This window comes from Pseudomonas sp. UTLPPB19802, assembly GCF_059730225.1.
Map to the genome: position 1 here is coordinate 4646653 of NZ_AP048545.1, position 13436 is coordinate 4660088.

Here is a 13436-nt window from a genome sequence, read left to right on the forward strand (position 1 = left end):
CCTACAGCATCGGCACGGCGATCAGCAGGATGGCCGTGCCATGGGTCGCCGTCGAGGCCACTACTCCATACCGCATGCGCACCAACCCACAAGCCACCCCTTCCAACAGGGTAAAGGCCAGCACTGGCCAGCCCAACCGGGTAACCGTCAGCGCCAGGAACGAATGGCAGGCGGAAAACGCCACGGCACTGATCAAGGCCGCGCGCAGGGGCGTCACCTGCTGCTCCAGATGGCCCTGCAGGTATCCGCGAAACAGCACCTCTTCCAGCGCATTGGCCCCATAGGCCAATACCAGCATTCCAGGCAACCAGCTCCAGTAGCCGACAATCGCCGCCGGCTCGATGCCCTGGTACAGCCGCAACGGCAAGCCGATCAGGCAACCGGCAGCCACGCCCACCGCCAACCCGACAATCCGGTTCCCCTTGAATCCCACAACCAGTTGCCACAACTGCGGCGTCAACCAGGCCAGCAGCGCGACCAACCCCAGTGATAACGCACCGAGCATGGCCAGCACGAACGGATTGGCGATAAAGCCGATCTGCAAATCGCCGCTGAGCGACCACATCCCCAAGGGCGTCATGGCGTCGCGCAGCAGCACGAAGGTCAGCAGCAGGACTGCAATGCGCAAGGCCGGTTGGGTCTTGGGTAACAGGCAGAACCACAGGCCGCAGAGCAGCAGGCCGGGTATCAGGTACAGCCCGTAGTTGATGAGAACAGCAAGTCCATCATGGATCATTCGGCCATCCCTGGTTTCGGCGCACAGCGAAACGTCCGTTTTAACAAGTTTCCTGTCATGCGGACAACCGGGGATTCCAGGCCATGAATGCCTGATGGGGAAAGTTTGGAGATAAAGAGAAAATGGCAGGGGCGGCTGGATTCGAACCAACGCATGGCAGGATCAAAACCTGCTGCCTTACCGCTTGGCGACGCCCCTGTGGATTTACCGCTGATATTGCCGCTTTATTCAGCAACCCTGGCGGGCCACTGCGACAACGGGGACAAATGTATCAACCTTTTTTCGAGATGGGAAGCCCCAAGGGATAAAAAATTCTTTGAATACAGCTACTTATTTATTCATGGCCAGCATGCCGCCATCTTCTCGTAGCAGGTGGCAGGCTAAACCATCCTGCCCTTCTGTGTTTGCGATCAGTGCGATCACGACCTATGGTCCAAACAACAGCCTTTCACAACCCGCTCACTGAGCCGCTGTCCATCCAGGACGAACCCGTCCGTAACGAGGTGACGACATGCAGAACCATTCCCGCCCCGCCGTACTCGAACTGATCGGCAACACTCCGCTGGTTCGGGTCAGCCGCTTCGATACCGGCCCCTGCACACTGTTTCTCAAGCTCGAATCACAGAACCCCGGCGGTTCGATCAAGGACCGCGTCGGCCTGGCAATGATCGATGCCGCCGAACGCGACGGGCGATTGCGCCCCGGCGCGACCATCATCGAGGCCACCGCCGGCAATACCGGCCTGGGCCTGGCGCTGGTGGGCCGGGCCAAGGGCTACCGGGTGGTGCTGGTGGTGCCGGACAAGATGTCCACCGAGAAGGTCCTGCACCTCAAGGCCATGGGCGCCGAGGTGCATATCACCCGCTCCGACGTCGGCAAGGGCCATCCCGAGTACTACCAGGATGTCGCCGCCCGGCTGGCCAGGGAAATTCCCGACTCATTCTTCACCGACCAGTTCAACAACCCGGCCAACCCCCTGGCTCACGAAACCAGCACCGCCCCGGAGATCTGGGCGCAGACCCAGCATGATGTCGACGCTATCGTCGTCGGCGTCGGCTCGGCCGGCACCCTGACCGGCCTGACGCGATTCTTCCAGCGGGTGCAGCCGAACCTGGCGATGGTACTGGCCGACCCGCTCGGTTCGGTGGTCGCCGAGTACAGCCGCAGCAGCACCGTGGGAACCGCAGGCTCCTGGGCGGTGGAAGGCATCGGCGAAGACTTCATCCCATCGATTGCCGACCTGTCCAGCGTGCGCCAGGCCTATTCGATCAGCGACGAGGAAAGCTTCGACCACGCCCGCCAGTTGTTACGCGCCGAGGGCATTCTCGGCGGCTCATCCACTGGCACCTTGCTGGCTGCGGCACTGCGCTACTGTCGCGAGCAGACCCGCCCCAAGCGCGTGGTCACCTTCGTCTGCGACACCGGCACCCGCTACTTGTCCAAGGTTTACAACGACCAATGGATGAACGACCAGGGCCTGCTGCAGTACAAGCGCTACGGCGACCTGCGCGACCTGATCGCCCGCCGCTTCGAGGATGGCCGGGTGATCAGCGTCGGGCCGGACGACACCCTGCTCACCGCCTTCCAGCGCATGCGCCTGGCGGATGTCTCGCAACTGCCGGTGCTGGTCGATGGCCAGCGGCTGGTCGGGGTCATCGACGAATCCGACATCCTGCTCGGCATGCACGACGATGCCGCGCACTTCCGCCTGAGTGTCGCCAGTGTCATGACCGACCAGCTGCAAACCCTATCGCCCAGCGCGAGCCTCGCCGAACTGCAGGCGGAGCTGGACCGCGGGCTGGTGGCGATCATCGCCGATGCCTCGGGCTTCCACGGCCTGATCACCCGTTTCGACCTGCTCAACCACCTACGGAGATCCCTTGCATGAGCCAGCACGACCAGTCCGCGGCTAACCGCGCTTTCGCCACCCGGGTGATCCACGCCGGGCAGGCGCCGGACCCGACCACCGGGGCGCTGATGCCGCCGATCTACGCCAACTCCACCTACCTGCAGGACAGCCCCGGCGTGCACAAGGGCTTCGACTACGGTCGCTCGCACAACCCGACGCGCTTTGCCCTGGAGCGCTGCGTGGCGGACCTGGAGGGTGGCAGCCGGGCCTTCGCCTTCGCTTCCGGGCTGGCAGCGATCTCGACCGTGCTCGAACTGCTCGACGCCGGTGCCCACGTAGTGTCCGGCAATGACCTGTATGGCGGTACCTTCCGCCTGTTCGACAAGGTGCGCCAGCGTAGCGCCGGCCATCGCTTCAGCTTCGTCGACCTGACCGTGCCCGGTGCGCTGGAAGCGGCGCTGCAGGAAGACACGCGAATGGTCTGGATCGAGACCCCGAGCAACCCACTGCTGAGCCTCACCGACCTGGCGGCCGTTGCCCGCCTATGCCGCGACCGGGGCATTCTCTGCGTGGCCGACAACACCTTTGCCAGCCCGTGGGTCCAGCGTCCACTGGAACTGGGATTCGATATCGTCGTGCACTCCACCACCAAGTACCTGAACGGCCACTCCGACGTGATCGGCGGCATCGCGGTGGTCGGGCAGAATGCAGAACTCGCCGACCGCCTGGGCTTCCTGCAGAACGCAGTCGGTGCCATCTCCGGGCCGTTCGACGCCTTTCTTACCTTGCGCGGGGTGAAGACCCTGGCTCTGCGCATGGAACGCCATTGCAGCAACGCGCTGGAATTGGCGACCTGGCTGGAACGCCAGCCACAGGTGGCACGGGTGCACTACCCCGGCCTGGCGTCGCACCCGCAGCACGAACTGGCACGCCGGCAGATGCGCGGCTTCGGCGGGATGATCTCCGTCGACCTGAACACCGACCTGGCCGGCTCGCGGCGCTTCCTGGAAAACGTGCAGATCTTCGCCCTGGCCGAGAGCCTGGGCGGCGTGGAAAGCCTGATCGAACACCCGGCGATCATGACCCACGCCACCATTCCGGCACCAACCCGCGCCCAGTTGGGCATCGGCGATGCGCTGGTGCGCCTGTCGGTAGGCGTGGAGGATGTCGAGGATTTGCGAGCCGACCTGGCGCAGGCACTGGCGCGGATCTGAAACCGGACGTGCCCACCACCGAGGGGCGCCCCCTGGGGCCGCCTGGCAATCCGACGAACAGCACGGTTGCACAATGCCAGCCGTCGGACTTCGCATGCACCATTTTGGGTTCTCTACTAGCCTTTGCGACTCAAGGATTCCCCGTTTGCACCGCAGACTCTTGTTCAAGGAGAAATCAATGACGACGCCCGTACTGATCGCCGAACGCACCTATCGCAACTGGTCCACCCCGATCCTGCTGGAACTCAACCTGCGCGCCCATCAACTGGACGCCCCTTCGCGCCAGGCCTTGCGTAATGTGCTGATCGAGCGTCGAATGGTCGACATCGGCAGCCCAACCGGCGTCGAGCGGCGTAAAACCGCCTGATCTGTCGGATTCAAGTGTGGGAGCGGGCTTGCCCGCGAAGCATGTCACGGCCTCGAGGGCCTGTTCGCCCGCAAGCCCGCTCCCACCGAATCCCCTGCAACCCACGGAGCGTCGGGGTTACCTGGCCCCTTCGCAGTTGACCATCCAGGCCACGCCAAAACGATCTTCGAACATCGCAAAACGCTCAGCCCAGAAAGTCTTCGCCAGCGGCATGATGACGTTGCCGCCCTCGCTCAAGCCATTGAACAAGCGTTCGGCTTCAGCGGCGCTGTCGACATTGAGGGACACCGACACCCCCTGCGGTTTCTGGAACGGTTGGCCGGATGGGCAATCCGACGCCATCAGGCTGAATCCGCCGACGGTCAGGCAGGCGTGCAGAATCTTTTCACTGTCCTTGGGGACTTCGGCCTCGGCCGGAGCATCGGCAAAGGTCACGACAAACAACTCGCCACCCAGCACCCGCTTGTACAGTTCGAAGGCCTCCTTGCAGTTACCGTTGTAGCTGAGGTAGGGAATGATTCTCATGGTGGATCTCCTGTCATTTCCGGGGCTCCTGGTCCGGCTTTGCGGCTCAGGAAAGAGGGTTGTCAAAACATCACCGCCAATCAATTCAGCATAGAACTGTCTCGCGCAGCATTCCTGCGGCAAGCAATAAGCAGTGAGACCACGCCAACGTTCGTCATAAGATCCACCTACGCTGACAAGTTCAGCCAACGCCTACTCGCCACCAGCAATTCAGAAAGGTCCTACAGAGTAGGTTGCATCCGTACCCCATCCCGGGACGAAACTCCTGTGATTCAGAGGGCGGTGCACTACAGTTCGTTAGCAGAACAGTTACCATCGGATGGCTAACAACCCCAATCTAGAGAGGAATAATGGATTCTCCTGCAGTCTCGCTGGGTCAACGCCCGGATTTCGCCCTTGCACTCTCCGGCGGCGGCGTCCGGGCCATGGTGTTTCACCTGGGTGTGCTCAAGTACCTGGCCGAGCAAGCCGCGTTGGAGCGGATCAGCCAACTTTCGGCCGTTTCCGGTGGCAGCCTGTTGGTGGGTTTGCTGCTGCACGAGAATGATGGGCGCTGGCCCGGCTCGACCGAGTTTCTGCAGCGGCTGTATCCGGCGCTGCGCGACAAGCTGTGTTCGCGCAGCCTGCTGCTGAGTGCCCTGCGCCAACTGTTCAACCCGATGAACTGGCGCTACCTGCTGTCGCGCGCCAACCTGCTGGCCCTGGGGCTGCGCAACGAATGGGGTGTCGATGGCCGGCTGTCGCAGATCGGCGCCCGGCCGGACTGGTCGATCAATGGCACCACGGCCGAGAATGGCAAGCGCTTTCGTTTCAAGCGCAGCAACATGGGCGACTACTCCATCGGCTACGCCGCCACCGGCGACATGCCGCTGGCCGAGGCCCTGGCGGTGTCGGCTGCCTTTCCTGGCGGGATCGGGCCGCTGGTGCTCGACAGTCGGCGCTTCAAGTGGATGCAGCGGGCCTGGGATGCTCCGCTGAACACTGCGGTAGAGGCCCCGCTGCCCTTTCGCCGGTTGCACCTGTATGACGGCGGGGTCTATGACAATCTCGGCCTGGAACCCTTCTACGACGCCGCCACCGGCCGCAGCAAACGCTATGAGTACCCGATCGTGGTGTCCGATGCCGGCGCGCCACTCAAGCCGGGTTTCAAGGCCGGGGTGTTCAGCCCGTGGCGGCTCAAGCGCATGGCCGACATCATGTCCGACCAGTCGCGCGCCCTGCGGATACGCAATTTTGTCGAATACCTCAACCAGGCTCCCGGACGCGGCAGCTACCTGGGTATCGCCAGCACACTGATCGCGGCGCCGCCGGGCAGCGATGCGGCCTTTGCAGCAAACTTCGCCACCAGCCTGGATCGCCTGAGCAATCAGGCCTTCGACCGTATCGCCGGGCATGGCTACGCGGTCGCGCAGGCCACCGACCGGCAATACGGCCTGCTGTCAGCACCACCCGCGACCAGCCGCCCCGCCAAGCCGGCCTGAAGACCGCGGTCGGGAGTCACTCGCCCGCGGCCGCCAGCTCGAAGCAGAACACCGCGCCCTTGCCAGGAAGCGACAGCAGGCGGATCTGGCTGTCGTGCAACTGCAGGATGCGCCGCACGATCAGCAGGCCAAGGCCACCGCTGCGGCGGTCGCCATCCTGGTTGAACGGCCGCCGGAACAGGTTGTCCAGCAGTTTGGGCGGGATGCCCGGTCCGGTGTCGCTGACGGTCACCCGCACCTTGCCCGGCTCATGTACCAGCGCCACCTCGATGCTGCCGCCCTCCGGGGTATGGCGCAGGGCATTGTCGATCAGGTTGGTCAGCACCCGCTCGATCATGCCGAGGTCGGCGCTGACCATCGACGCACCGCGCGGCAGCACCGCCAGCAGCTTCGAATGGCGGGTCTCGGCCATCAGCTCGAACTTCTGGAACACGTCCTGGATCAGGTCGCTGAGGGAGAAGTCCTCCCGCTCCAGGCGCACCTCGCCATGTTCCAGCCGCGCCAGTTCAAACAGCGCCTGGGCCAGTTGCCGGACCTTGTTGCTCTGCGCCAGCGCGGTGCCCAGGTAACGCTTGCGCTCGTCCGGCGCCAGCAGTTCACCCTTGAGCGACAGGGTCTCCAGATAACCGTGCAGCGAAGCCAGGGGCGTGCGCAGGTCATGTGAAATGTTCGCCACCAGTTCGCGGCGGTCCTGGTCGAGCTGGGTCAGGGTTCGCCACTGCTCACCGATGCGGTTCGCCATCTGCGCGAAGCTGGCTTCCAGCACCTCGATCTCGTCACCCCTGCCCGAGCCTGCGCGGGACAGTGTTGGCGGGTTGACCGGCGCGGCATCGGTGTCGAAATCACGCATGGTCTCGGTCAGTCGGCGCAGCGGCCGGGTGATCAGGCGGAAGGCGATCAGGCCGGCGATCAGGCCAAGCAATGCCACCAGGCTCATGGCCCAGAGCGTGGTGCGCAGCACCGAGCTGGCCGTCACCCGCGCGGCCAGGCGGTCATGCTCTTCGCCCTGCAGCACCACATAGAGATACCCCAACGCCTTGCCACCGCCATGCAGTGCGGCGGCACTGAACACCTTGCGCCCGTCGGTGCTGCGCGGGTCGTCGCCGAGGATCGGCAGCGGCTGCTCGTCCAGCAGGCGGCGAATCGGCATCAGGTCGACACGGTCACGCTTGAGGTGGCCCTGGGGTGCGGCGTCGCCGGTGATCCGCCCATTCGGGTCGAGCAGGTAGACCTCGACGCTGGGATTGACGTTCATCAGTTGGCCGAACAGCGCCCGCACGCCCTCCATGGTCAGGCCCTCGGTGCCCACCAGGCGATTCTCCAGGGCAATGCTGCGGGCCAGGTCGCGGGAAAGCCCCTGCACCACTTCCTTTTCGTGCATGTCGCTGGCGCGCACCTGCAGCCAGACCGACGCACCGCAGCAGGTCAGCAACAGGATCGAAAACACCACCGACAGGCGCTGGGACAGAGTCAGGTTCATTCGGCACGCCCCGCCGGAGCAAAACGGTAGCCGCGGCCCCAGACCGTGAGAATCCGCTCGGGTTGCGCCGGGTCGACCTCGATCTTCGCCCGCAGCCGATTGATGTGGGTGTTCACCGTATGTTCGTAGCCGTCGTGCTGGTAGCCCCAGACCTGGTTCAGCAGGTCCAGGCGCGAGTAGACCGTGCCGGGGTTCTTCATGAAGAAGTGCAGCAGGTCGAATTCCCGTGGCGTCAGCTCCAGCTCCCGACCGTCGACCTTGGCCACGCGGGTCAGCGGATCGAGGCCCAGGCCGTTGAGTTCGAGGCTGCCGGCATCGACCTTGAGGCTCTTGGCCAGGGCATCGACCCGCCGCAGCAGGGCCTTGACCCGTGCCGCCAGCTCGAGCATCGAGAACGGCTTGGCCAGGTAGTCGTCGGCACCCAGCTCCAGGCCCAGCACCCGGTGCATCTCGCTGGAGCGGGCACTGGTGATGATGATCGGTGTGTAGCGCGCCATGGCCCGGGCCTGTCGACAGATTTCCAGGCCATCGACACCGGGCAGCATCAGGTCGAGGATCAGTGCGTCCCAGCCGCCCTTTTCCAACTGAGCCAGGCCCAGGTTACCGTCGGCGCAATGGGTGACCTCGTAGCCCTCGTCACGCAGGTGCAGGCTCAGCAGCCCGGCCAGGTGCAGGTCATCTTCGACGATCAGAATGCGTTTGGGTGAATCCATGGGGCGACGTTCCTGCAAGTGAAAGTTTCCGTGATGCGCACAGCATATGCCGTGGAAGCCATTGTGCCGAATCGCCAGGCAGAAAAGGTTCACGATTAATTTAACTTTACGGGAGGATTTGGCGACCGTTACAGCACGACACTGAAAGCCTGATCAATTGCCATGGAAGTAACGCCATGTCCACCAGAAGACGCTTTCTTTTCTCCAGTGCCGCCGCCCTGCTCGCCGCCGGTTTCGTCGACTGGCGCGCGGTTGCCGCCACCCTCGGCAGCAGCGCTGCCCCCAGTGCCTCGGACGAGACCTTCGAGGTCAAGCACAGCGATGCCGAATGGCGGGCGATGCTAAGTGACAGCCAGTACCAGGTGCTGCGTCATGAAGGCACCGAGCGTCCCTACAGCAGCCCCCTCAATGACGAACACCGCGAAGGCGTCTTCGCCTGTGCCGGCTGCCAGCAGGCGCTGTTTTCCTCGGCGACCAAGTTCGAAAGCCACACCGGCTGGCCAAGCTTCACCGCACCGCTGGAAAACGCCGTCGGCACCCGCCGCGACGGCACGCTGGGCATGCTGCGCACCGAAGTGCACTGCCATCGCTGCGGCGGCCACCTGGGCCACGTGTTCCCCGACGGCCCGGCCCCGACCGGCTTGCGCTACTGCATGAATGGCGTGGCGATGAGCTTTGCGCCGAGCGCGAGTTGACCTGCGGGCACTAACGATCCCATTTCACCGACAAGGATCTTCATCATGTTTCTACTCATCCTGGCCTACCTGGGCGGTCTGCTGACCATCCTGAGCCCGTGCATCCTGCCGGTGCTGCCCTTCGTCTTCGCCCGTTCCGGCGAATCGTTGCGCCGCAGCGGCCTGCCGCTGCTGTGCGGCATGGCCCTGACCTTCGCCCTGGTCGCCACCCTGGCCGCCGTCGGCGGTGGCTGGGTGGTGCGGGCCAACCAGTACGGGCGCTGGCTGGCGATGGCATTGATGGCGTTCTTCGCCATTACCCTGCTCTTCCCCCATTTGGCCGATCGCCTGGCCCGGCCACTGGTGTCGGCTGGTGACCGGTTGTCGCGCTCGGCCCAGGACGGCGGCGGGCAACCCAGCGTGCGCTCGTCCTTCGTGCTCGGGATCGCCACCGGCCTGCTCTGGGCCCCATGCGCCGGGCCGATCCTTGGCCTGATTCTCACCGGAGCGGCCCTACAGGGCGCCAATATCGGCACCACGCTGTTGTTGCTGGCCTATGCGGCTGGCGCCGCCACCTCCCTGGCCGGAGCGCTGCTGGTCGGCGGTCGTCTGTTCACGGCGATGAAACGCAACCTCGGCACTGGCGAGTGGCTGCGCCGTGGCCTTGGCGCGGCGATGCTGGCTGGGGTCGCGGCGATTGCCCTGGGCCTGGACACCGGCCTGCTGACCCGAGTGTCGACGGTGGCCACTTCCGGCATCGAGCAGAAACTGCTGGACACCCTCAACCCGGCACCGCAGCAGAACGCCATGATGATGCAGGGCGGCGCAATGATGGCTGCCGCCGTCCACGACGAACAGCCGGCCGGCAGCATGATGGCGATGGCCGCCAAGACCGCCGCCACCGACCGCACCCTGCCGGTGGAGGGCACCCTGCCCGACCTCTCCGGCGCCGTGCAGTGGCTCAACTCCGCACCACTGAGCGCCGCCGAACTCAAGGGCAAGGTGGTGCTGATCGACTTCTGGACCTACTCCTGCATCAACTGCCTGCGCAGCCTGCCCTACGTCAATGCCTGGGCGCAGAAGTATCACGACCAGGGCCTGGTGGTGATCGGCGTGCACGCTCCGGAGTTCGCCTTCGAACGCGACATCGACAACGTCCGCCAGGCGGTGACCAAGCTGGGCATCCAGTACCCGGTGGCGATCGACAACAACTACGCGATCTGGCGCGGCTTCAACAACCAGTACTGGCCGGCCCACTATTTCATCGATGCCCAGGGCCGGGTGCGCTACCACCATTTCGGCGAAGGCGACTACGCCGGCTCCGAGCAGGTGATCCAGCAACTGCTGGCCGAAGCCGGCCACCAGAACGTCTCCGGTGGCATGGTCAGCACCCAGGCCAGCGGCGTTATGCAGGCGGCCGACGAAGCCGAGGTGAAATCCCCGGAAACCTACATCGGTTATGACCGCGCCGAGAACTTCGCTTCCGCGGGCCAGCAACTCGCCGATCAACCGAAGCTCTACAAGGCCCCTCAGCAACCGCTGTTGAACCAGTGGGGACTGGCCGGCAACTGGACCGTACGCTCGGAGCAGGCGGCGCTGAACCAGGCCGGTGGCAGCATCGTCTTCCGCTTCCATGCCCGCGACCTGCACCTGGTGCTCGGCCCTTCAGCCAATGACCAGCCCGTTCGCTACAAGGTGTTGATCGACGGCAAGGCGCCCGGCGCCAACCACGGCACCGATACCGACGCCAGCGGCCAGGGCACGGTGACCGAGCAGCGCCTGTATCAACTGGTGCGCCAGGCCGGTGACGTCGGCGAACACACCTTCTCCATCGAATTTCTCGACCCCGGTGTCCAGGCCTACGCCTTCACCTTCGGTTGATTGCCAAGAGGATGTCTGAAATGAGCAAATCCGTGATGCAGAAAAAATTTGCCTCGCCGTTGTCGACGATCGCTGCGGTAGCCGGCCTGGCGCTGTCGATCCTGCTGGTCCAGCGTTTTGCCTTTGCCGCCGAGCCGGCGATGCCGATCGCCCCGCCGGCGCTGGATGCACCGGCCACTGCGGGGCAGGCCACGGCGGTTTTCGCCGGCGGCTGCTTCTGGGGTGTGCAGGGAGTGTTCCAGCATGTGCGTGGCGTGCAGAACGCCGTGTCCGGTTATGCCGGCGGCGCGGCGAACACCGCCCACTACGAACAGGTCGGCGGCGGCGATACCGGCCATGCCGAAGCGGTGCAGGTCACCTACGACCCGAGCCAGGTCAGCTACGGCAAGCTGCTGCAGGTGTTCTTCTCCGTGGCCCACGACCCGACCCAGCTCAATCGCCAGGGCCCGGACAGTGGCAGCCAGTATCGCTCGGCGATCTTTCCGGTGAATGCCGAACAGGAAAAGGTTGCCCAGGCGTATATCGAACAGTTGGATGGGGCGAAGGTGTTTCCGACGAAAATCGTCACCCGGATCGAGGACAACAAGGTGTTCTATCCGGCCGAGGGCTATCACCAGAACTACCTGACGCTGCATCCGTACATGCCATATATCGCCATCAATGACTTGCCGAAGGTGGAAAACCTCAAGCGGATGGAGCCGCAGCTGTATCGGGCTGATCCGGTGCTGGTGCCGAATGTGCAGTGATCTTAAGGACGCCTTCGCGGGCAAGGCCTGCGCCTACAGGAGCGCGTCGAACACAATAGCCGCGTACAACGCGGAACGGTAGGAGCCGAGCTTGCCCGCGAACAGGCCCGATCAGGCACCGCCTATCCCAGACGGTGCCCCAGGCTCATGGATAACGCCGCTTGTCCGGCGCCGGCGGGAAGTACTGGTACAACCAGGTCTCGCTCAACGTGCGCTCGCCACTGCGAATGAACAGGCGCAATTGAACCGGATCGACACTGTCATTGGTCGGGTACCAGTCGAAGAGCACCCGGTACCCACCAATCTCATCCAGCTTGAGGATACTGAAATCCTTCACCTGACCATTGGACGCGGTGACCACCGGCTCGATCCCGACACCCTCCGCCAGCCGCTCCAGCCCGCCGCCGTTGAAGTCCACGGCAAACCGCCGGGCCCAGACCTCGGGATAATGCTCGCCCGGCGCCCAGCCTTCGGTGAACCCGCCCATGCCCGAGCGCGTCGCATGCACCCGCGCCAGTGGCGTGCCCACCGGCGGCAATGCGCTCCAGTACAGCTTGTAGCCGTAGGCCAGCGAGTCGCCGGCCTTGACCGGCTGCTTCGGCGTCCAGAAGGCGACAATGTTGTCCAGGGTTTCGCCGGTGGTGGGGATCTCCAGCAGGTCCACCGAGCCCTCGCCCCACGGCGTGGTCGGCTCGACCCACAGGCTCGGCCGGCGGCTGTACCAGTCCACGGTGTCCTGGTAGCTGGCGAACTCGTGGTCGGTCTGTACCAGGCCGAAACCCTTGGGGTCCTTGTCGGCAAAGGCATTGAACTGCAGCTTGGCCGGATTGTTCAGCGGTCGGCAGATCCACTCTCCATTGCCACGCCACATGGCCAGCCGATCGGAATCGTGGATCTGCGGGTGAATGGTGTCGCACATGCGGCGTTCGTGGGTGCCACAACTGAACATGCTGGTCATCGGTGCGATGCCCAGTTGCTCGATATCCACCCGCGCGTTGACATGGGCCTCGACGCTCATCACCACCTGTTCGGCCTGGCAGTCGATGTCGAAGCGATAGGCGCCAGTGGCACTCGGCGAATCGAGCAAGGCATAGACCACGAACCGGGTGCTTTCCTTGGCCGGGGTCTCGAACCAGAACTTGGTGAAATCCGGGAATTCCTCGCGCTTGTGCGCATAGGTATCGATCGCCAGACCGCGCGCCGAAAGGCCGTACTGGCCGGTCTTGTCCACCGCGCGGAAGTAGCTGGCGCCGAGGAACGAGACGATATCGTGGCGATCGATCTCCGGTGCCTTGAACAGCTTGAAACCGGAAAAGCCCAGGTCGCCCTTGAGCTGGGAGGGGTCGATGCCGCTGCTGGCGTAGTTGAACAGCGGCGGCCGGAAGTGCACCTCCCGCGCCTGGCGGGTCTTGGCATCGACGCTGTACATCCGCACCGGCTGCTTGAAACCCATGCCAACGTGGAAGAACTGCACATCCAGCTGGCCCTTGAGCTCGTTCCATAGCGAATGCCGGGCGTCGTACTGGATCGCGTTGAACTGCTGCGGGGTCATGTTCGCCAGGGTCGGCGGCAGGACCTGCCGGGTACTGACATAAGGATTGCCCGCGAGTCCCTTCGCCTGGGCCTGCAACGCCTCGAAATCAAAATGTTCGATGTCACCGTCCGCGGTGGCGGCAAGTGCCCGCGCCGCGAACAGACCGCTGGCCGACAGGCCGGTATAGGCCGCCAGGGCCATGGAAGCTTTCAGGAGATTACGGCGATGCATAAAAA

At 64.3% G+C, this 13436-nt stretch carries 12 protein-coding genes and 1 tRNA gene; 7 read left to right on the top strand and 6 right to left on the bottom strand.

Annotation, left to right across the window (positions count from 1 at the left end; translation table 11 throughout):
• Window position 1 precedes the first annotated feature (1 nt).
• Window positions 2–736, bottom strand: coding sequence for a CPBP family intramembrane glutamic endopeptidase (locus AC6I6U_RS19965; RefSeq protein WP_497877751.1), 735 nt, complete (start codon window positions 734–736; stop codon window positions 2–4).
• Between the two features lie 123 nt (window positions 737–859).
• A tRNA-Gln gene (locus tag AC6I6U_RS19970) sits at window positions 860–934 on the bottom strand.
• Window positions 935–1247: 313 nt separating this feature from the next.
• Between AC6I6U_RS19970 and AC6I6U_RS19975 the strand changes: the two genes are divergently transcribed.
• From AC6I6U_RS19975 to AC6I6U_RS19985, 3 genes are all read left to right on the top strand, one after another.
• Complete coding sequence (locus AC6I6U_RS19975) at window positions 1248–2624, top strand: pyridoxal-phosphate dependent enzyme (protein ID WP_497877752.1); 1377 nt, start codon at window positions 1248–1250, stop codon at window positions 2622–2624.
• Window positions 2621–3799 carry a cystathionine gamma-synthase gene (locus AC6I6U_RS19980; protein WP_497877753.1) on the top strand — a complete coding sequence of 393 codons (1179 nt, stop codon included), beginning with the start codon at window positions 2621–2623 and terminating at the stop codon, window positions 3797–3799. The genes AC6I6U_RS19975 and AC6I6U_RS19980 overlap by 4 nt, the downstream gene beginning before the upstream one ends.
• A 178-nt stretch (window positions 3800–3977) precedes the next feature.
• Entirely contained in the window at window positions 3978–4166 is a 189-nt protein-coding gene (locus AC6I6U_RS19985; protein ID WP_497877754.1) for a hypothetical protein, read from the top strand.
• 117 nt (window positions 4167–4283) lie between these two features.
• Here the strand turns inward: AC6I6U_RS19985 and AC6I6U_RS19990 are convergent, their stop codons facing one another.
• Window positions 4284–4691, bottom strand: a complete 408-nt coding sequence (locus tag AC6I6U_RS19990) for a VOC family protein (RefSeq protein WP_497877755.1) — start codon at window positions 4689–4691, stop codon at window positions 4284–4286.
• 350 nt (window positions 4692–5041) lie between these two features.
• Here AC6I6U_RS19990 and AC6I6U_RS19995 point away from each other — a divergent pair, with 350 nt between their 5' ends.
• The gene (locus AC6I6U_RS19995; protein ID WP_497877756.1) at window positions 5042–6172 is read left to right on the top strand and encodes a patatin-like phospholipase family protein; all 1131 of its coding nucleotides are present in this window, start codon (window positions 5042–5044) and stop codon (window positions 6170–6172) included.
• 16 nt (window positions 6173–6188) lie between these two features.
• Here AC6I6U_RS19995 and AC6I6U_RS20000 read toward each other — a convergent pair whose 3' ends face one another.
• Together AC6I6U_RS20000 and AC6I6U_RS20005 are read right to left on the bottom strand one after the other, a co-directional pair.
• On the bottom strand, window positions 6189–7652 hold the full coding sequence (locus AC6I6U_RS20000; RefSeq protein WP_497877757.1) for a sensor histidine kinase: 1464 nt from the start codon (window positions 7650–7652) through the stop codon (window positions 6189–6191).
• Complete coding sequence (locus AC6I6U_RS20005) at window positions 7649–8365, bottom strand: response regulator transcription factor (protein ID WP_497877758.1); 717 nt, start codon at window positions 8363–8365, stop codon at window positions 7649–7651. Before AC6I6U_RS20005 ends, AC6I6U_RS20000 begins: the two co-directional genes overlap by 4 nt.
• A gap of 176 nt (window positions 8366–8541) precedes the next feature.
• Between AC6I6U_RS20005 and msrB the strand changes: the two genes are divergently transcribed.
• From msrB to msrA, 3 genes are read left to right on the top strand one after another with little or no spacing between them, the layout of a single operon-like run.
• Complete coding sequence (msrB, locus tag AC6I6U_RS20010) at window positions 8542–9060, top strand: peptide-methionine (R)-S-oxide reductase MsrB (RefSeq protein ID WP_497877759.1); 519 nt, start codon at window positions 8542–8544, stop codon at window positions 9058–9060.
• Between the two features lie 45 nt (window positions 9061–9105).
• Window positions 9106–10920: a cytochrome c biogenesis protein DipZ gene (locus tag AC6I6U_RS20015; protein ID WP_497877760.1), complete on the top strand. Its 1815-nt coding sequence runs from the start codon at window positions 9106–9108 to the stop codon at window positions 10918–10920.
• Window positions 10921–10940: 20 nt separating this feature from the next.
• Window positions 10941–11666 carry a peptide-methionine (S)-S-oxide reductase MsrA gene (gene msrA, locus AC6I6U_RS20020; protein WP_497877761.1) on the top strand — a complete coding sequence of 242 codons (726 nt, stop codon included), beginning with the start codon at window positions 10941–10943 and terminating at the stop codon, window positions 11664–11666.
• Window positions 11667–11811: 145 nt separating this feature from the next.
• Here msrA and AC6I6U_RS20025 read toward each other — a convergent pair whose 3' ends face one another.
• A complete protein-coding gene (locus tag AC6I6U_RS20025) occupies window positions 11812–13431 on the bottom strand; it encodes a glucan biosynthesis protein D (RefSeq protein WP_497877762.1) in 1620 nt (539 codons plus the stop codon).
• Between the last annotated feature and the right edge of the window lie 5 nt (window positions 13432–13436).